14 protein-coding genes are annotated in these 17,091 nt (G+C 69.5%); 5 read left to right on the forward strand and 9 right to left on the reverse strand.

Features of this window, described 5'->3' with window-relative positions; genetic code table 11:
* Window positions 1-317 precede the first annotated feature (317 nt).
* Window positions 318-2,042, reverse strand: coding sequence for a translation initiation factor 2 (locus ACFVV1_RS40265; protein WP_390000480.1), 1,725 nt, complete (start codon window positions 2,040-2,042; stop codon window positions 318-320).
* A gap of 179 nt (window positions 2,043-2,221) precedes the next feature.
* On the opposite strand from ACFVV1_RS40265, the gene ACFVV1_RS40270 reads away from it, so the two are divergent.
* The 3 genes from ACFVV1_RS40270 to ACFVV1_RS40280 all read left to right on the forward strand — a co-directional run bounded on the left by ACFVV1_RS40270 (window position 2,222) and on the right by ACFVV1_RS40280 (window position 4,418).
* Complete coding sequence (locus ACFVV1_RS40270; protein ID WP_390000482.1) at window positions 2,222-2,689, forward strand: hypothetical protein; 468 nt, start codon at window positions 2,222-2,224, stop codon at window positions 2,687-2,689.
* A gap of 303 nt (window positions 2,690-2,992) precedes the next feature.
* The gene (locus ACFVV1_RS40275) at window positions 2,993-4,198 is read left to right on the forward strand and encodes a cytochrome P450 (protein WP_390000485.1); all 1,206 of its coding nucleotides are present in this window, start codon (window positions 2,993-2,995) and stop codon (window positions 4,196-4,198) included.
* Between the two features lie 31 nt (window positions 4,199-4,229).
* Window positions 4,230-4,418 carry a ferredoxin gene (locus ACFVV1_RS40280; protein ID WP_390000487.1) on the forward strand — a complete coding sequence of 63 codons (189 nt, stop codon included), beginning with the start codon at window positions 4,230-4,232 and terminating at the stop codon, window positions 4,416-4,418.
* Window positions 4,419-4,654: 236 nt separating this feature from the next.
* Here ACFVV1_RS40280 and ACFVV1_RS40285 read toward each other — a convergent pair whose 3' ends face one another.
* The 5 genes from ACFVV1_RS40285 to ACFVV1_RS40305 all read right to left on the reverse strand — a co-directional run bounded on the left by ACFVV1_RS40285 (window position 4,655) and on the right by ACFVV1_RS40305 (window position 9,798).
* A complete protein-coding gene (locus ACFVV1_RS40285; RefSeq protein ID WP_390000490.1) occupies window positions 4,655-5,275 on the reverse strand; it encodes an L-threonylcarbamoyladenylate synthase in 621 nt (206 codons plus the stop codon).
* A 61-nt stretch (window positions 5,276-5,336) separates the two neighbouring features.
* Window positions 5,337-6,260: a carbohydrate ABC transporter permease gene (locus ACFVV1_RS40290; protein ID WP_390000493.1), complete on the reverse strand. Its 924-nt coding sequence runs from the start codon at window positions 6,258-6,260 to the stop codon at window positions 5,337-5,339.
* Window positions 6,257-7,405 (reverse strand): carbohydrate ABC transporter permease, encoded by a 1,149-nt coding sequence (locus ACFVV1_RS40295; protein ID WP_390000495.1) that lies wholly within the window; start codon window positions 7,403-7,405, stop codon window positions 6,257-6,259. The genes ACFVV1_RS40290 and ACFVV1_RS40295 overlap by 4 nt, the downstream gene beginning before the upstream one ends.
* Window positions 7,406-7,411: 6 nt before the next feature.
* On the reverse strand, window positions 7,412-8,656 hold the full coding sequence (locus tag ACFVV1_RS40300) for an extracellular solute-binding protein (protein ID WP_390000498.1): 1,245 nt from the start codon (window positions 8,654-8,656) through the stop codon (window positions 7,412-7,414).
* 92 nt (window positions 8,657-8,748) lie between these two features.
* Window positions 8,749-9,798 (reverse strand): LacI family DNA-binding transcriptional regulator, encoded by a 1,050-nt coding sequence (locus ACFVV1_RS40305; protein ID WP_390000500.1) that lies wholly within the window; start codon window positions 9,796-9,798, stop codon window positions 8,749-8,751.
* Between the two features lie 124 nt (window positions 9,799-9,922).
* Here ACFVV1_RS40305 and ACFVV1_RS40310 point away from each other — a divergent pair, with 124 nt between their 5' ends.
* Complete coding sequence (locus ACFVV1_RS40310; protein ID WP_390000503.1) at window positions 9,923-12,046, forward strand: glycogen debranching N-terminal domain-containing protein; 2,124 nt, start codon at window positions 9,923-9,925, stop codon at window positions 12,044-12,046.
* 225 nt (window positions 12,047-12,271) lie between these two features.
* On the opposite strand, the gene ACFVV1_RS40315 is transcribed toward ACFVV1_RS40310, so the two are convergent.
* A complete protein-coding gene (locus tag ACFVV1_RS40315; protein WP_390000515.1) occupies window positions 12,272-13,387 on the reverse strand; it encodes an AI-2E family transporter in 1,116 nt (371 codons plus the stop codon).
* Window positions 13,388-13,770: 383 nt separating this feature from the next.
* Between ACFVV1_RS40315 and ACFVV1_RS40320 the strand changes: the two genes are divergently transcribed.
* Complete coding sequence (locus ACFVV1_RS40320; protein WP_390000506.1) at window positions 13,771-14,484, forward strand: recombinase family protein; 714 nt, start codon at window positions 13,771-13,773, stop codon at window positions 14,482-14,484.
* Window positions 14,485-14,691: 207 nt separating this feature from the next.
* Here the strand turns inward: ACFVV1_RS40320 and ACFVV1_RS40325 are convergent, their stop codons facing one another.
* Together ACFVV1_RS40325 and ACFVV1_RS40330 are read right to left on the reverse strand one after the other, a co-directional pair.
* Window positions 14,692-16,068 carry an ATP-binding protein gene (locus ACFVV1_RS40325; RefSeq protein WP_390000509.1) on the reverse strand — a complete coding sequence of 459 codons (1,377 nt, stop codon included), beginning with the start codon at window positions 16,066-16,068 and terminating at the stop codon, window positions 14,692-14,694.
* Between the two features lie 12 nt (window positions 16,069-16,080).
* Complete coding sequence (locus ACFVV1_RS40330) at window positions 16,081-16,749, reverse strand: winged helix-turn-helix domain-containing protein (protein WP_390000512.1); 669 nt, start codon at window positions 16,747-16,749, stop codon at window positions 16,081-16,083.
* Window positions 16,750-17,091: the final 342 nt, after the last annotated feature.

Here is a 17,091-nt window from a genome sequence, read left to right on the forward strand (position 1 = left end):
GATCACCCTCAAACTCACCCGCACCAACAACACCTGGCATCTCGCCCCGGCCACCGCATAGCAAAAGGGGCCGTCCGGCCTACGGCCGGACAACCCCTCGACAAGATTTTCAGCGGTCTTCTAGGGCCTCTCGTTTGGATCATGCCGGGCTCGCGTGCCCCGGCACCGCACCTCGCCGCGTTGTCGTCGGTCGCCGACGCTCCGCGTCGCCTCCCTCCTCCGCCTTGCGATGCACGGCACCGGACCCCGCTCCCTGATCCGGCCTGATCCAAACGAAAGACCCTAGGGCTCCGACCAACTCGTCGAAGAGACAGTCTTCAGAGCACGTGCCCCGCTTCGTCGTCCGTGGCCGGTCGGACGAGAACGCGGAAGGCCCGGTCGCCGATGTGGCAGGTCAGACGAACCAGGTCATGGGGCATGCCACGGTGGGCGGACAGCCAAGCATGGACGGCGGACACCGCGGCGGCCGGGTCGGTGCTGACGATTCGGCCGTCTTCGGACCGGGGCTCGACGCGCACGGCGTAAGCACGTTCGTCGCCGCGAACCCTGAGCACGCACAGCCCTGAGGCCGGTATCGCCACGGCCGAACGGCACCCTGGGTACGCGGACAGAGCGTGTCGTGTCCACCCGGCCGCGGTCCACGCCACGTCCCGCGGGGCCGAAGTCCGTGGCAGCGGACGGCAGTACAGCAGACCGGCGGAACGGGCGAGCTGTTCGCCCGCGGCGCCGTGTTCCACCGCCAGGTGGTGTCCGGGCGGGCCGATCCCGGCGGGGCGACGGTCGATCCGGACCCCGTCCGCGGTGATCTCGGCGTGCACGTCGAATGCCGCGGGCGTACGCGAGGCGGCCGCGGGGGAGGGCAGCAGCCGGGGCGGGGCGCAGACGGCCGACGGGGTGAGGCCGAGGAGGGCGTACACCTCGGTCCGCAACCGGCCCAACGCTTCGCCCTGGCCGGCGAACGCCGCCTGGGCGGCAGCGTGCCCGGTGCCCGGCCGGTACGCCTCCAATGCCCTTCGTACCGCGGTGGCGGGACCCAACTCCGGTACGTGACGCAGGAGTACGTCCATCGGGCTGCCGGGGATCAGCTCGACGCCATCCCGGTGGACGCTCACGGCCGGACGGTCCAGGGCGGCGGAGTAGTACAACGCTGTCGAGCCGTGGTCGGTGATCAGTGCGTCGGCGGCGATCAGAACAGATGCCCACTCCTCGTACGGGGCTGCCAGCACCAAGCCCGCGTCGAGGGCCGGCGCCAGGCGTTCGGCCAACTCGTATCTGCCGAGCAGACTGCGCTCGTTGGGGTGCACGATCAGTGCCAATTGGTATTCGTCGTAAGGGAGATGGGCCGCCAGCTCCGCAGGAAGTCCGGGCCGCATCCGCAGCAGGCATTCCGGCCCCCACGTCGAGGCCAGGACGAGCAGCTTGCGGGGGCCGGTGCCCAGGGCCGCCCGGTAGCGGTCGCGGAGGGGCAGCGAGGCGAGGACGCGTTCGAGGGTGGGGTCGCCGACGACCTTGGCCCGCTCGGCGGCCTGTGGGCTCACCGCGGCCAGTCGGGCAACCTGATCGGGGTGGGCCAGGGCGTGGAGCGCGGGCGGTGCGGCGTCGTGGGCCCGCAGCAGGTACTCCGGATCCAGTCCGGAGGCCGAGTCGGCGGAACCCTCGCCCGGAATCGACTTGTTGAAGCCCGCTCCGTGCGGAAGCAGTACGTGGTTGCCGCGAAGCAGGCCCAATTCGCCCTTCGGGCTCGCCGTGAGAATCAGGTCGTACGTGCGCCGGCAGGCTTCGTCCCAAGGCAGTGTCCGGCCGCCGACGGCGTCGATCACGGACAGCGCGTCAACTCCGAAGTCGGAGCCCGGCACCAAGGTGAAGAGTCGGGTGATGCGGTCGTCGCCGGCAAAGACCGGGAGAGCGTCGAGAAGGCGGTACAGGGCTACCGCAGACCGAGCCGCGAGAAGGACAGTCTTTCGCTCGTCGCTCGTCGCCCGTCGCCCGTCGCCCGTCGCCCGTCGCCCGTCGCCCGTCGCCCGTCGCCCGTAAGTATTCATGATAGCGGGGTAAGGCTGCTCGGATCCGGCGTTTCCGCAGATCGGGGGGTGTTCATCCGCGTCGTCGAGCGACATGACCCGATCGTACCGCGCGTCATACGCCACCACCGAAGGTGATCCACAACGCATATCCGGTAAGTGCGGTGCGCGGAGCAGCGGCTGATCGGGAGGATGGAGGGATGAGTGAGTTGGGAATTGCGCTGATTGCCGCCGGATCGGCGATCGCGGGCAGCGTCGCCACCGGCTGGTACACCCGCAACGCCGGTATCCGGCAGGCTGAGGCGGCACGCCGGGCCGGCGAGCGCCAAGCCGACGCGCTGATCGAAACGGTTCGGATGACGCTTCAGGAGCAGGCGACCGTGCGGGTGCTCGACATCCGACGCCAGACCTATGTGCGCTTCCTCGAAGCCGCGGAAGCCGGCATCCTGACCGAGCGGACCGGCAGGGGCCGCGGGGACGACGACGCCCTGCTGGAGCGCGCCCTGGGCGGGGTCGTCCTGGAGGGACCGGCCGAGGTCGCCTCCGCGGCGCAGGATCTCGTCGACCGCTTACGCCGCCACGAATCGCCGGACGACCTCGTCCGCGCGAAGCTCGCCTTCGTCTCCGCGGCGCAGCAGATGGTGAACGCGCCGCCTCCGGTTCGATAGACGGCTTGAGGGACCGCGTTGCCCCGTCGGCGTACATCGGTGGCGCGCAGATCACTCGCGTGTCAGAGTCGTACCAGATGCCGCCTCCGGATGACCGGGAACAGCTGGAGCGGAATCGACGAGATTTCCCTGGTCAGCCACACGGACGGAGTGTGCCGGCGCTATCGGGCCGGGGTGTGTCGGCGTCGTGGGATTGCGTCCCCGGGCGAGTTGGCCGAACATCGCGTAGACCAATTAGGTGACTGAGGCATCTAGTGGAGGGAGATCGGTAGGACTCCCTCCATCCTGTTTGTGAGGCCCGCCATGGCAGACACCGAGACCGTCTCCTTCCCGCAGAACCGCACCTGCCCCTATCAGCCGCCGACGGAGTACCGGCCACAGCAGGACGGCCGACGGCCGCTGTCTCCCGTGTCTTCCGCCAGGCTCTTCGACGGCCGTCGGGTCTGGCTGGTGACCGGGCACGCCGAGGCGCGTGCGCTGCTGGTCGACCCGCGGTTGTCGGCCGACCGGGAGAGCCCGGCGTTCCCGGTGCTCGCCGAGCGGACAGCTGGGAGTGCCAAGCGTCGCGTCGAACTGATCGGCGTCGACGATCCCGAGCACAACGCGCAGCGCCGGATGCTGATCCCCAGCTTCTCCGTGAAGCGGACCGCCGCACTGCGGCCCCGGATCCAGGAGACCGTGGACCGGCTGCTGGACGCCATGATCGAGCAGGGGCCGCCCACCGACCTGGTGAGCGCCTTCGCGCTGCCCGTTCCCTCCATGGTGATCTGCGCGCTTCTCGGTGTTCCGTACGCCGACCACGATTTCTTCGAGGCCCAGTCGCGCGCGTTGCTGCGCGGGCCCGGGGCCGCCGATGTCGACAACGCGCGGGACGCGCTCGACGAGTACTTCCGGGCGCTGATCGAGCGCAAGCGTTCCGACCGGGGTGACGGGCTGCTGGACGAGCTCATCACCCAGCAGCTGGAGACCGGGGCCGTGAGCCGTGACGAACTGGTCCGGCTGGCCGAGATCCTGCTCGTCGCCGGCCACGAGACGACCGCGAACATGATCTCGCTGGGTACGTTCACCCTCCTTCAGCACCCGGACCAGCTGGACCGGTTGCGCACGTCCGAGGAGCTGATGCCCACCGCTGTCGAGGAGTTGCTGCGCTTCCTGTCCATTGCCGACGGCATCTCACGGCTGGCGACGGAGGACATCGAGGTGGGTGGGGTGACCATACGGGCAGGTGAGGGCGTCGTGCTGTCCACTTCGGTGATCAACCGGGACGAAGCCGTGTACCCGGCGCCGGACGAACTCGACCTCGGCCGGACGTCGCGCCACCACGTCGCCTTCGGCTTCGGGATCCATCAGTGCCTCGGCCAGAACCTTGCGCGGGCGGAGATGGAGATCGCGCTGCGCACCCTCTTCGACCGGCTGCCGGGGCTGCGGCTGGCGGCACCCGCCGACGAGATCCCGTTCAAGCCCGGCGACACGGTCCAGGGCATGCTCGAACTGCCCGTGGCGTGGTAACCGGAACCCTTTCGGAAAGGATGCAGTGGTGATGCGGATCAGTATCGACAGCGATGTGTGCATCGGTGCAGGCCAGTGCGCGCTGACCGCGCCCAAGGTCTTCACCCAGGACGACGACGGATTCAGTGAACTGCTGCCGGGGCACGAGGAGGGGGCCGCCGACCCGATGGTGAAGGAAGCCGCTCGCGTCTGCCCGGTGCAGGCGATCACGGTGGTGTAGCTGCCCTCGCTCGTCGCGTACCCACTGCACACATCGGCCGACGCGCCCGGCGTGCGCTCCTTCGGCGGTGAGCCGCGGACTCGGACCACGCCCGGACCGGCATCGACGGCGACCTCGGCGGACCGGGCGCCGAGCAGAAGGCCGCGCCGCGGCAACTCGCTGTAGCTCTCTCCCACGGTGCCTCTCGCGCAGGCCGGTGCGGCGCGAGAGGCACCATGGGACCGTCGACACGTGGCCTACTCGAACCGTGTGGCGTCGCCCGCCCCTCGGCGTACGATCTCCGGTGCGCCACCGGAGAAGTCGATGACCGTGGTCGGCTCGGTGCCGCAGTCGCCCGAGTCGACCACGGCGTCCACCACATGGTCGAGCCGTTCCTTGATCTCCCAGCCCTGGGTCATGGGCTCGTCCTCGTCGGGCAGGAGCAAGGTGCTGGAGAGCAGCGGCTCACCGAGGTCGGCGAGCAGGGCCTGAGCGACGACATGGTCCGGAATCCGCACTCCTACCGTCTTCTTCTTCGGGTGCAGCAGCTGACGCGGTACCTCCTTCGTCGCCGGGAGGATGAAGGTGTAGCTGCCGGGCGTCGCGGCCTTGATCGCGCGGAACACATCGTTGTCGATGTGCACGAACTGACCCAGCTGCGCGAAGTTCTGACACACGAGGGTGAAGTGGTGACGGTCGTCCAGATTCCGGATCGACCGGATCCGGCTGATGCCGTCACGGCTGCCCAGCTGGCACCCCAGTGCGTAACAGGAGTCCGTCGGATACGCGACGAGCGCGCCCGAGCGGATGCTGTCGGCCACGGTGCGGATGGTGCGCTGCTGAGGATTTTCGGGGTGCACGTCGAAATACTTCGCCATCCGCCGAGTCTAGGTGATCAGGACATCGCGCCCGGAACGACGAGGCCCATCCGGCCCGAGCTCACTCCTTGACCGCGCCCGCGTTGGCGCCGCTGACGAAGTAGCGCTGGAAGCAGAAGAACAGCGCGGCCACCGGAATGGTGGACAGCAGGGCCGCCGCGAGTTTCAGCGGATACTGCGTTCCGCCGCCGAGCCCGCCCGAGACGAAGCGGGCCAGGCCCGTGGTGAGCGTCTCGTACTGGCCGGACTGCGTGCTGATGAGGAAGTGCGTGAACTCGTTCCACGACCCCTGGAACGACAGGATCGTCAGGGTGATCAACGCCGGTCTGGCCATCGGCAGGACGACGGACCAGAAGATCCGGAACACACCCGCCCCGTCGACCCGTGCCGCCTCCTCGACCTCACGCGGCACCGATTCGAAGAACTGCTTCATGATGAAGACGCCCGCCGCGTCCACCAGCAGCGGCAGGATCATGCCGGTGTACGTGTCGAAGAGACCGAAGGTGTTCAGCACCAGGAACTTCGGGATGAGCAGGGCCACACCGGGCACCGCAATCACCGTGAGCACAAAGCCGAACAGCACCGAGCGGCCCCGGAAACGCAGCCGCGCCAGCGCGTATCCCGCCATGGAGTCGAACAGCACCCGGCCCGCCGTCACCAGCACCGCGATCAGAGCCGAGTTGCCCAGCCAGCGCAGGAAGGGCACCCCGTCCGCGGCCCGGCTCAGCCCGAGCAGCCGCTGGTACGCGGCCGTGGTCGGAGTGGTGGGCAGCAGGGTCAGCGGGTGCGCGGCGGCGTCGGGGTCCGTCTTGAAGCCCGTCACCAATTGGAGGACGAACGGGAGCAGATAGAGCAGACCCAGTCCGAGCACCGCGGTGTACCCCACCACCCGCCACGGCAGGCGGAATCGGCTCAGGACGGGACGGCCCCCGTCGTGCGGGGCGCGACGGGCCCGCTCGCGTACGGCCGTGGCGGCTACGGTCATCGGTTCCTCCCGGTACGTACGCCGCGCTCCCGCAGCGCCCAGCGCTGGAACGCGGTCAGGACGAGGATCAGGGCGAGCAGGATGAACGCGATCGCCGCGCCCTGCCCGAAGTCCGCGTTGTCGAAGCCCGCCGAGTACGACAGGAAGGCCGGCGTGAGCGTCGTATTGCCCGGAGCGCCCTGGCCCATCACATACACCTGGTCGAACACCTGCCAGGTGGAGATCAGCCCGAGCGTCAGAACCAGGAACAGCACGGGACGCAGGGCGGGCAGCGTCACATGCCGCAGCATCTGACGGCGGTTGACCCCTTCCATCGCCGCCGACTCCTCCAGTTCCCGCGGGATGTTCTGGAGCGCCGCGAGGAAGATCAGCATGAAGCTGCCGGAGGTCGTCCACACGGCGAGCACGATGAGCGTGCACATTGCGACCGAGGGACCCGAGAGCCACTCGAACCACGACAGCCCCAGCGTGGAGTGATCTGCCAGCATGCCGGTGGGCCGTTCGGGATCGACGATCCCCAGACCTCCCAGGATCAGGGAGAGCACCCCGCGCGGGTCCGCGAACCAGTTCGGTCCCTTGACCCCGATCCAGGACAGCATGGAGTTGACGGCTCCGCTGCCCTGGAAGAGGAAGAGGAAGACCGTGGAGACGGCGATGGAGCTGGTGACCGATGGGAGGAAGAACGTCGTACGGAGGGCGCCGCGCCCCCGCAGCAGTTTCTGGTTGACGATCAGGGCCAGACCCAGTGCAAGCATGGTCTGCAGGGGGACGGTGAGCAGGACGTAGTAGAGGTTGTTGCGCAGGGACGTGGCGAAGAGGGTGCGGTCGAGTCCGTCCTGCGTGAGCAGCGACCGGTAGTTGTCCAGGCCGACGAAATCGGCCTGACCGGAGAACGGGTTGGACTGTCCGTCCCAGTGCAGCAGGCTCACCCACAGCGCCATCAGGATGGGAAGCACCATGAACAGGCTGAGGACGAGCACCATGGGGCTGACGAACAGCCAGCCCCAGGTGCCCTCCCCGCGAAGGCCCGCGCGCCGGGCGCGAGCCTTCGCGGTCGTGCCGGTTTCGCCGGAGGCGCTGTCAGGTGCGCCGGGCGAGCCGGTCGTTCGGGGGGTACCGCTCGCGCGGATCGTGCGGATGGGCATGGAGGCTCAGTTGCCCTTCGCGATCGCCTGTTCGCCGTTGCGCTGGAGGTCGGCGAGGATCTTCTTCGGGTCGGCGGTGCGCAGCGACTGCAGATCGGTGTTGAACTGGCTCAGGACCTTGTCGAAGCCGGCGATCGTCACCGGGCCCTGTGCGTAGGCGCTGCCGTCCACCCAGGCCTTGGCGGCGGGCTGCTTCTCGGCGTACGTCTTGAGCGCGCTCGTCCGCGACGGCATGACTCCGAACGCGTCGGCGAAGGCGAGCTGCTGCTCGGCGGATGTCAAGTGCTTCACGAGGTCGACTCCCGCCTCGCGGTGCGCGCTGTCGGCGGCGACGCCCCAGCAGTTGCTGAAGGCGAGGGTGCCCTGGCCGGCCGGCCCCGCGGGCAGCGGCGCGATGGCGTACTTCACATCGGGGTAGTCGAGCTTCATGCCGCCTTCGAGCCAGTTGCCCTCGATGGTCATCGCGGCCTTGCCCTTGCCGAGCGCCTCACCGCCCCAGCTGGTGTCCACCTGCTTGGCGAACTTCATCGAGCCCGACTTGAGCAGGGACTGGACGAAGTCGAGCCCCTTGGCGTTCTCGGCGGTGTCGGCGGTCATCTTCTTCTGGTCCGGGTCGGTGAGTCGGCCGCCCGCCTGCTTCATGAAGACGCCGAGCCGCTGGAACTCGTCGCTGGTGACCAGGCCGGTGACGCCATTGCCGGTGAGCTTGTCCGCGACGGTCCTCAGCTCCTCCCAGCTCTTGGGATAGTCCTGCTCCGTCAGCCCGGCCTTCTTCCACAGATCGGTGTTGATGGCCAGGCCGAGGGTGGAGGCGTCCTTCGGCAGACAGACCAGCTTGCCGTCGTACGAGAACGAGGTCCGCAGCTGCTGGGAGAAGTCGTCGGCGTCGGATATGCGGTCCCCGTACGGGTACAGCGAGCCGCCCTTCGCGTAGTTCGCGAACTGGTCGGAGTTGACGTAGAAGACGTCCGGCGGCTTGTGCCCGGCGAAGGACTGGGCAAGCTGCTGGTTCATGTCCTTGGCGACCTCGACGGAGACCGAGTTCCCCGACTTCTTCGCGTACGCGGCGGCGGCAGCCTTGACCGCCTGGGTCTCGGCGTCCCCCGAGGTGGCGATCAGTACCGTCAGTTTCTGCTTGGCGGCCTTGTCCTGCTCCGGCTCCTTGTCGTTGCCGAAGCTGGACGAGCAGCCGGTCGCGGCCAGGAGCGCCGCGCAGGTGGCGAGGGCGGCGACGGCCGTACGGGTTCCCATGAGTTCCTCCAGGAGGGATGAGGATTGCGGCTCAGCTGCCCGGAAAGGGCGCGCTGTGAATCGGTGGCCCGTGGAACGGGCGCGGGGGTGGTTCAGTCGTCCGACGCGGACGTGCTGTCACGCACGACGAGAGACGGTTCGAGCAGGACGCGTTCGGGCGGAGCGCCGGCCTCCGACATCCGGGCCAGCAGAAGCCGGACGCATTCGCGGCCGACGGCCTCCAGCGGCTGGGCGACGGTGGACAGTCCGGGGGACAGGAGCGCCGCCATGGGGTCGTCGTCGAAGCCGACGACGGCGATGTCGGCGCCCGGCACGACTTTTCGCTCGCGCAGGGCGTGATAGCAGCCCAGCGCGAGCATGTCGCTGGCGGCGATCACGGCCGTCGCACCCGCGTCCAGCAGCGGTCCGACAGCGGCCTGCGCCGACGCGATGTCATCGACACTCTGTGCCCGCCTGCCGCGCACCGGAAGGCCGTGCCGCCGCATGGCGCGCTGCCAGCCTGCGGCACGGTCGTCGCCGACCCCGGAGCCGCGCGGCCAGCCGAGGAACGCGATCCTGCGATGCCCCAGGCCCACCAGATGCTCGACCGCGGCGTCCGTGCCCGAGGCGCCGTCGACATCGACCCAGTCGCCGATCTGCCGACCGGACCACATCCGGCCGAAGGCCACGAACGGCACACCGCGCTTCTCCAGCCAGGCCTGGCGCTGGTCGCCCCGGTCGGTGCCGCTCAGCACGAAACCGTCCACGCTGTGCAGGTCGAGGAGTTCCTCGTACCCGTCGAGGCCCGCACTGCCAGGGGGTGAGGCGAAGAGCAGGATCCGGTAGCCGGCCTCGTCGGCGGTCTGGGACAGGGCATGCAGGAACCGGTCCATGACCGGCGCCGAGGTGCCCGGGGCGGTGGGACGGATCCCGTAGCCGATGAGCTTGCTGGAGCGGGTGCGCAAGGTCTGCGCCGCTCGATGCGGGCGGTAGCCCAGCTCGTCGATGGTGCGCAGGACCCGGTCCAGGGTCTCCGGACGCAGCAGTTCGGGCGAGTTGAGCGCGTTCGACACCGTCTGCGGAGACACTCCGGCCCGCCGCGCGACCGTGGCCAGGGTTACCGAAGCGGCTTTGGGCGCGGGGGTGTTGGGGGAGCGGGGCATGAGAGTCTCCGGAACCGTTGTGCGAATGAACGAGTTCATTGGAGCGTTCCAAAACCGTTGTCAACGCCCTGAGGTCGTCGTTAGGGTTCTTGGAACGCTCCAATGCCTGAGAGGTTCTGCTCTGTTGGACACCACTGTCAAGACCCACGACGAAACAAACTCCGAGACGGGGGCAGGCCCGTCGGCCGAAGGTCTCCAGCCGTTCCTGCACGACGCCTGTGTGACGCTGTACGCCCCGAGCTTCGCGATCTCGCGTGCGGACGGACAGCTCGACGGTGCCGCCGACGGCTTCTACCACGGCGACAGCAGAGCGCTTGCCCGGCTGACCGTCGCGGCGGACGGAATCGCGCTCGCACCGGTGCGCGGGGCCCTCGAAGGGGCGGACCGGGCGGCTTTCCGCAGTGTGCTGCGCGGACTGGGCGAGGACACGCCGGACCCGGCGGTCTCCCTGCACCGGCGCCGCCGCGTCACCCCCGGGCACCTGGAGGAGACCCTCGAAGTCGGCAACGCCGGGCGGCAGAACGTCCGTGTCCGGCTGATCGTCACCGCCGGGACGGACCTGGCCCCGATCGAGCGCGTCAAGTCCGGACATGCGCAGAGCCCGGTCACCGCCACCGCCGCCGGGGGCGGACTCGGCTGGTCCCGGGACACCTTCGCCGTACGCCTCACCAGCTCCCCGGAGCCCGCTGCCGTCGACCCGGCCGCCGGACGGCTGGAGTACGAGATCGAACTCGCCCCCGGGGCGTCATGGACCGGGGTGCTGCACTGCGACGCGACACATGAGGACGGCGACCAGTTCGCCGCGCCCCCTGCGGACAGCCTGCCCTGGCGCACACCGCGACTGCGCAGCGCCGACCGGCGCTTCGACCACTGGCTGAGCCAGTCCGCGGCCGACCTCGACCGGCTGCGGCTGACCGACCCGGAGCAGCCCGCCGACCAGTTCCTGGCCGCCGGGGCCCCATGGTTCCTCACCCTCTTCGGCCGCGACTCCCTGTGGGCGGCCCGCATGCTGCTGCCGCTGGGCACCGATCTCGCCGCCGGTACGCTGCGCACCCTGGCCCGCAGACAGGGCACGAAGTCCGACCAGGACACCGAGGAGCAACCGGGCAAGATCCTGCACGAAGTGCGCCGCGCCACCCAGAACTTCAACGAGAACTTCTCCCTGCCGCCCTGCTACTACGGCACGGTCGACGCCACCCCGCTCTGGATCACCCTGCTGCACGACTCCTGGCGCTGGGGCCTCGCGCCCGAACAGGTCGAACAGCTCCTGCCGCACGCGGAGTCCGCCCTCGCCTGGATGCGCGACCACGGCGACGCGGACGGGGACGGCTTTCTGAAGTACATCGACCACACCGGCCGGGGCCTGGCCAACCAGGGCTGGAAGGATTCGGGCGACTCCATCCGCTATCGCGACGGAGGCATCGCCTCTTCCCCGATCGCGCTCTGCGAGGTCCAGGCGTACGCGTACGAGGCGGCCCGGGGCGGCGCGGACCTGCTGCGCGCCTTCGGCCGCCCCGGCGCCGACCGGTGGGAGGAGTGGGCCGAGCGGCTCCGCGACCGCTTCCGGAGCCACTTCTGGGTGGAGGACGAGCGGGGACCGTACCCGGCCGTTGCGCTCGACGGGGACAAGAAGCCGGTGGACTCGGTCACCTCGGGCTTCGGCCACCTGCTGGGCACGGGTCTGCTCGACCACGAGGAGAGCGCCCTGCTGGCCGCCAGACTCAGCGCGCCCGACCTCGACTCCGGCCATGGTCTGCGGACCTTGAGCAGCGACTCCGTGGCCTACAACCCGTACGGCTACCACATCGGTTCCATCTGGCCGCACGACACGGCCATCGCCGTGCACGGCCTGGTCAGGGCCGGGTTCCCGGAAGCGGCCGCGTCCTTGTCCGAGGGGCTGCTGAGCGCATCGGCGGGCTTCGACGGCAGACTTCCCGAACTGTTCGCCGGCCATGGAGCGGTGACCGACGCCCAGCCTTCGCCCTATCCCGCGTCGTGCCGCCCGCAGGCCTGGGCGGCGGCCTCGTCCGTCATGATCCTCCAGTCCGTGCTGGGGCTCTTCGCCGATGTCCCCGGCGGAACGCTCACGGTCGCGCCCGGGTTCGCGGAGGCATACCGTCCGCTGAAGGTCCAGGGGCTCGACATCGCCGGCGGGCGACTGGACATTTCCGTCGATGCCGACGGTACGGCGCACGTCGAGGCGCCGAAGGGCCTGGAGGTGAAGAGGCACCACCTGACACCCCGCTGACGCGAGCCGAAGCGCCCGCTCCGCAGCACTACCCCGTGGGGCGGGGCGAGGACCCGCCTCGGACCCGACGGACGGTGCGGGCCTCCGCGGGAGGGCGGTGGCAACGGCCGTACGACAGCACCGGCACAAGCGGTTCGGCTGCCGGCCCCCGCGCGCGGGGGCGGGCCGGCCGCGGACGCCGGTGCCTCGCTTCCACCTCGGCGCACCCGTCCCGGTACACACCGCTCACCCCTTCGCGCGCGTGGACCCGCTTGCCCGGCGCAGCGCCTGACGGACCGACCAGAGGACTGACACGAGCGGTACCGCCACCACCGCTCCGAGCACCCCCGCCGCGATGGCACCGCCGATCACCGACAGCGCGACCACGACCGGGTGCAGGCGGACGGCCCAGCCCATCACGAGCGGGTGCAGCAGATGGCCCTCGATCTGGCCGATGACCACGATCAGTACGAGGACGACGGCCGCCACGATCGGGCCCTTCGCCGCCAGAGCCACCACGGCCGCGACCGCGAGGGCGATCGGTGAGCCGATCAACGGAATGAAGGCGGCGAAGAACTCCAGCAGCGCCAGAGGCAGGGCCAGTGGCACTCCGAGTACGAACAGGGCCAGTCCTACGAGTACGGCGTTGGTCGCCGCCACCAGGATGATGCCGTGGGTGTACCCGGTGAACGTACCCCAGGCGGCCCGGCCCACGATCGCCACCCGGGCTCGGACCGTCTGCGGAAGCTGATCGCAGAACCAGTCCCACTGCCGGCCGCCCGAGTGAATGAAGAAGACCGAGCAGAACAACGCCAGAACGAACACCGTCACCACCTCGACCAGCCGGCCCACACCACTGACGGCCGTGCTGATGAGGGCGGAGCGATGACTCGACAGGAACTGTCCGATCCGGGACTGGAGGTCGTCGAGCGTCTTCGGATTCAGCCGGAGCGGCGGCTCCTCCAGCCAGTGCTCGATCCTGACCAGGCCGTCGCCGAACTCCCGCTCCAGCCCGGCGCGTTCTCCGGCGACCGCCTCGCCGACGAGGGTCAGAACGCCGAGGACGAGGACGATACTGCCGAGCAGTGTCACAGCGACAGCGAGTGGCCGCGGCATCAGACGGGCCAGGAGATCCGCGACCGGGCGCAACACCGCGGTGACGACCAGGCCGAGGAAGACGGCTACCGCCACCTCGTGGAACCGCCCCAGCGCCGAGAAGACCGCGTACACGACGGCTCCCACGACGAGGATCCGCCAGGCGTAGGCGGCGGCCGTCTGGAGCGTGGGGTTCACGCGTGGCGTGTACCGCGGGCCGGGCGGTGCCTGTCGCGCGCCCGGGTTCCGGGCCGCGGGGCCGGTCATGCCGCGCAGCGCCCGGCGTGACGCGGCGCGGATCCGGTGCCGCCGCCCTTCGGACGGTACGCCGGGGTCCGTGTTGTCGGGCTGCGGATGCGAGGGCCTGGGCATTCCCTGCTGGTACCAGCCGGAACCGCGTCCTCCCGGGCTCCCGCGGCGACATGCGCAGGAAGTCACCCTACGGGCGGAGCCACCGGCGGAGGCCGCCGCTGCACGGGGCCTGGACGTGCCTCAGGATCTGTCGGTGATCGCGCTCGGAGACCTCACCGCCTCGGTCGGCTACGCAGGGTCTTCAACTGTTGTGGCTTTCGCTTAAGCAGGCTGGGTGATGCTGGTTATCAGATGTGTGGTTGATCTGCAGGGTTTCGGGCAGGGTTTCCTCCGATTGAATGTGTTTCCTGCTGATTTTGATGGGCTGGTGGTGCGGGGTTCGTAGGTTGTCGGGCATGGAGCTTCTTCGGTTGTCGGTGGCCGCGCGTCGGGTGGGTGTGCACCCGGGCGCGCTGCGGCTGTGGGCGAACGAGGGCAAGGTCCCGGTGGTGTGGGTGGGTAAGGAACGCCGGTTCTCTGTTGAGGCGTTGGACGCGTTGACCGGCGCCGCGGGTGGCGGTGGTCGTCGCGAGGCGTTGTATGTGCGTGTTTCGGGGACCAGTGGGCAGGAGTCGTCGCTTGCGGCGCAGGAAGCGGAGTTGCGGGCTTCGGCCTCGGGGGTGGTGGTCGCGGTCTTCAGGGATCGGGCTTCGGGGCTGCGGGAGTCGCGGCCGGGGCTGGACCGGTTGGTGAAGCGGGCAGGGGCGGGTGAGTTCACGCATGTGCGGGTCACGCATGCGGACCGGCCGGCCCGGTTCGGGGTCGGCTGGCTGATCCAGGTCCTGGCTCATCACGGGGTTGAGGTGGAAGTGATGCACGCCAAGGGGACGGCCGGGGGGCTGGAGGAACTGCTGGAGGACTTCATGTCGCTGGTGGCGACCTTCGCGGGCCGGATGTACGGGATGCGCTCACGCGAGGCACGCCGCCGCCTGCTGGCCGAAGCCGCCAACCGCATCGAACACCCTGCTCCTGCTCCTGCAACGGCGCCGCAGGCTGGGGGTGGTGGGGTGTGAGCAAGCTGGTGGCGACGGCCACGTGCACCGCCTACTCCGGTGTTCTGGAGGTTTCCGGTGTGCGGGTCGGGCAGCGGGTTCTGTTGGAGCGGGTGGGGTTCTGGGCCGGGTTGACACCAGGTTCAGCCAGGACGAACCCGTCGGCGTGAAGTGCAGATGGAAGCGCGGATGCGCAAGCAGTCGCGGCGGACACTACTGACTCGGCCGCTACCGATCGCCGACGGGAATCCGTACGACGATCCGAGCGCCTGGGTGGTTGGCCTCGATGTGGGCGCTGCCATGGTGGGCGGTGACGATGTCGCGGACGATGGCCAGCCCCAGGCCGCTGCCGCCTGTGTCCCGTGCGCGCGCGTGGTCGAGTCGAGTGAAGCGCTCGAAGACGCGTTGCCGGTCGGCGGCAGGGATGCCGGGCCCGTCGTCGGCTACGACCAGGTTTGCGGTGCCGTCCAGGACGTAGAGGCGGATGTCGATACGGGTGGCGGCATGGCGAAGGGCGTTGTCCAGCAGGTTCCGTACCACGCGGGCGAGGGCATCCCTGTCACCGTGGACACGTGCGGCGCTGACGGCGCGCTGGTCGATGATGAGAGAAGTGCGCTGGCGGGCCTCGCCCACCTCGGTGAAGACGATCTCGTCCAGGTCGACCGGACGTTTGCGCAGGCGTGGACGGGCATCGAGGCGGGCTAGCTGTACAAGATCGTCGACGAGCCGGGAAAGCCGTTCGGTCTCCTCGAGCAGGGTGGGGGCGAGCGATCGCCAGTCAGCGGCGTCGGGATGGCTGACTGCGACCTCCAGGCGTGTGTGCAAGGTGCTCAGAGGGCTGCGCAGTTCGTGGGCGGCGTCGGCGACGAAACCGCGCTGCCGCCGGGTCGTGGCCTCCAGGCGGGCAAGCAAGTCGTTGAAGGTCTTCGCGAGCCGGCCCAGAGCGTCCTCGGCCGGGGGCACGTCGAGTCGGCGCCCCAGGTCCGAGGCGGTGATCTCGGCGGTCTGGGTTCGCAGGGAGTCCACGGGGCGCAGCGCGCGCCCGGTGAGCAGCCATACGATGCCGGTGAGCAGGGCCACGGTCGATGGCACGGTGGTGGCGAGGCCGAACGTCAGCTTGGCCAGGCCATGGTCGATGTCTTCTGTGGACATGGCGACGTACACGGTCATCGGGTCGTGACGGGTACCGGCCGGGACGGCCACAGCACGCCAGGCACTGCTATCGCCCACGGTGATGGCGTGGACAGTGCGGGCATGCGGGGTACCGGATCCGTTCGGTGGGAAGTCGAACAACCGGGGTCTGCTGCGCAGATTCGCCGAACTGGCCTGCACTGCTCCTTTGGCGTCGACCACTTGGACAGCGGCTTCGCCGTGGAAGGTGTCGCGCAGCACAGTGTCGCGCGGTTCGGCCTGGAGGGTTGCTGCGACGACCTGGGCGTCCTGCAGGGCGGTCTGGTCGAGCTCGTTGATGAGACTCGAATGCAGCCACAGACCGAGCAGCACAGCGGCACCGGCCAGTCCGAACGCGATCATGAGGGCAGCCGCAACGGTCAGCCGCAGCCGCAGCGACCGGCGGGACCACCAAGCCCGGATGTCGACGCGCATCCGCTGCCCTCCTCAGCTCCGTAGCCGGTACCCGGCTCCGCGGATGGTCTCGATGGTCTGGCGGTCGAATGGGGCGTCGATTTTGCGCCGCAGGTAACCGACGTAGACCTCGACGATGTTGGTGTCGCCGTCGAAGTTCTCGTCCCACACGTGCGTGAGGATCTCTGTCTTGCTGACCACTTGGCCGGCACGCCGGAGCAGGAACTCCAGGAGGGTGAACTCCCGTGCGGTCAGGTCGATCTCATGGCTCCCGCGACGGCACCGCCGACGGGCGGGGTCCAGGGTCAGGTCGTTGGCGGCGAGCACTGCGGGCCGGGGTGGTGCTCCTCGGCGTAGAAGCGCCCGCAAATGGGCCACGAGTACCACGTACGAGAACGGCTTGCTCAGGAAGTCGTCGGCGCCGAGGTCCAGGGCGTCCGCCTCGTCGTACTCCCCGTCCTTCGCCGTGAGCATCAGCACAGGGGTCCACACGTTCGCTGCCCGCATCCGCTTGAGGACCTCGTACCCGGACAGGCCAGGCAGCATGATGTCCAGCACGATGACGTCGTGCGGCTCGTGGAGGGCCCGCCAGAGCCCGTCCACACCGTCATATGCGGCTTCGGTGACGAAGCCCTCCGAGGCGAGTCCGTCGGCGATCGCCGCGGCAAGTCCACGTTCGTCCTCGATGATCAGCATCCGCATGGCAGCCTCTCCATCCACCCTAGTTCCGCACCGCACGGACTGTCCCCTGAGAAGCCGCTGAGAGCGTGGCGGGCTCTCCGGATCCTCTCAGTGCGACACGGCGCGAGAGCAGGCGCCGCATGGTGACGAGCAGGAGCGCAGGGACAGGAGGTCGGATGACGGCGGACGGCCCGCAGATGACCGGGAGAGGGACATTGAGGACGCGCGTGAGTGCCTGATCCGCGCTTCCCGTGTTGCCGGGCCACCCGGTCGGCGGGTGAGAGCCGGAGCTACCGGCTGCTCCTTGGTGACTGCGCACGTCGGCCGGGCCGGGCCCCCGCCGGGCGGCGGGCGCCGGTAGCC

This window comes from Streptomyces sp. NPDC058092, from assembly GCF_042884935.1.
In the GTDB taxonomy this organism is placed as follows: domain Bacteria; phylum Actinomycetota; class Actinomycetes; order Streptomycetales; family Streptomycetaceae; genus Streptomyces.

Coding starts and splice junctions, on each gene's coding strand:
- ACFVV1_RS40330 (WP_390000512.1), bottom strand. CDS start 16,749: ATGCGGATGCTGATCATCGAGGACGAACGTGGACTTGCCGCGGCGATC.
- ACFVV1_RS40300 (WP_390000498.1), bottom strand. CDS start 8,656: ATGGGAACCCGTACGGCCGTCGCCGCCCTCGCCACCTGCGCGGCGCTC.
- ACFVV1_RS40295 (WP_390000495.1), bottom strand. CDS start 7,405: ATGCCCATCCGCACGATCCGCGCGAGCGGTACCCCCCGAACGACCGGC.
- ACFVV1_RS40325 (WP_390000509.1), bottom strand. CDS start 16,068: ATGCGCGTCGACATCCGGGCTTGGTGGTCCCGCCGGTCGCTGCGGCTG.
- ACFVV1_RS40290 (WP_390000493.1), bottom strand. CDS start 6,260: ATGACCGTAGCCGCCACGGCCGTACGCGAGCGGGCCCGTCGCGCCCCG.
- ACFVV1_RS40280 (WP_390000487.1), top strand. CDS start 4,230: ATGCGGATCAGTATCGACAGCGATGTGTGCATCGGTGCAGGCCAGTGC.
- ACFVV1_RS40305 (WP_390000500.1), bottom strand. CDS start 9,798: ATGCCCCGCTCCCCCAACACCCCCGCGCCCAAAGCCGCTTCGGTAACC.
- ACFVV1_RS40265 (WP_390000480.1), bottom strand. CDS start 2,042: ATGAATACTTACGGGCGACGGGCGACGGGCGACGGGCGACGGGCGACG.
- ACFVV1_RS40285 (WP_390000490.1), bottom strand. CDS start 5,275: ATGGCGAAGTATTTCGACGTGCACCCCGAAAATCCTCAGCAGCGCACC.
- ACFVV1_RS40320 (WP_390000506.1), top strand. CDS start 13,771: ATGTGTTTCCTGCTGATTTTGATGGGCTGGTGGTGCGGGGTTCGTAGG.
- ACFVV1_RS40275 (WP_390000485.1), top strand. CDS start 2,993: ATGGCAGACACCGAGACCGTCTCCTTCCCGCAGAACCGCACCTGCCCC.
- ACFVV1_RS40315 (WP_390000515.1), bottom strand. CDS start 13,387: ATGACCGGCCCCGCGGCCCGGAACCCGGGCGCGCGACAGGCACCGCCC.
- ACFVV1_RS40270 (WP_390000482.1), top strand. CDS start 2,222: ATGAGTGAGTTGGGAATTGCGCTGATTGCCGCCGGATCGGCGATCGCG.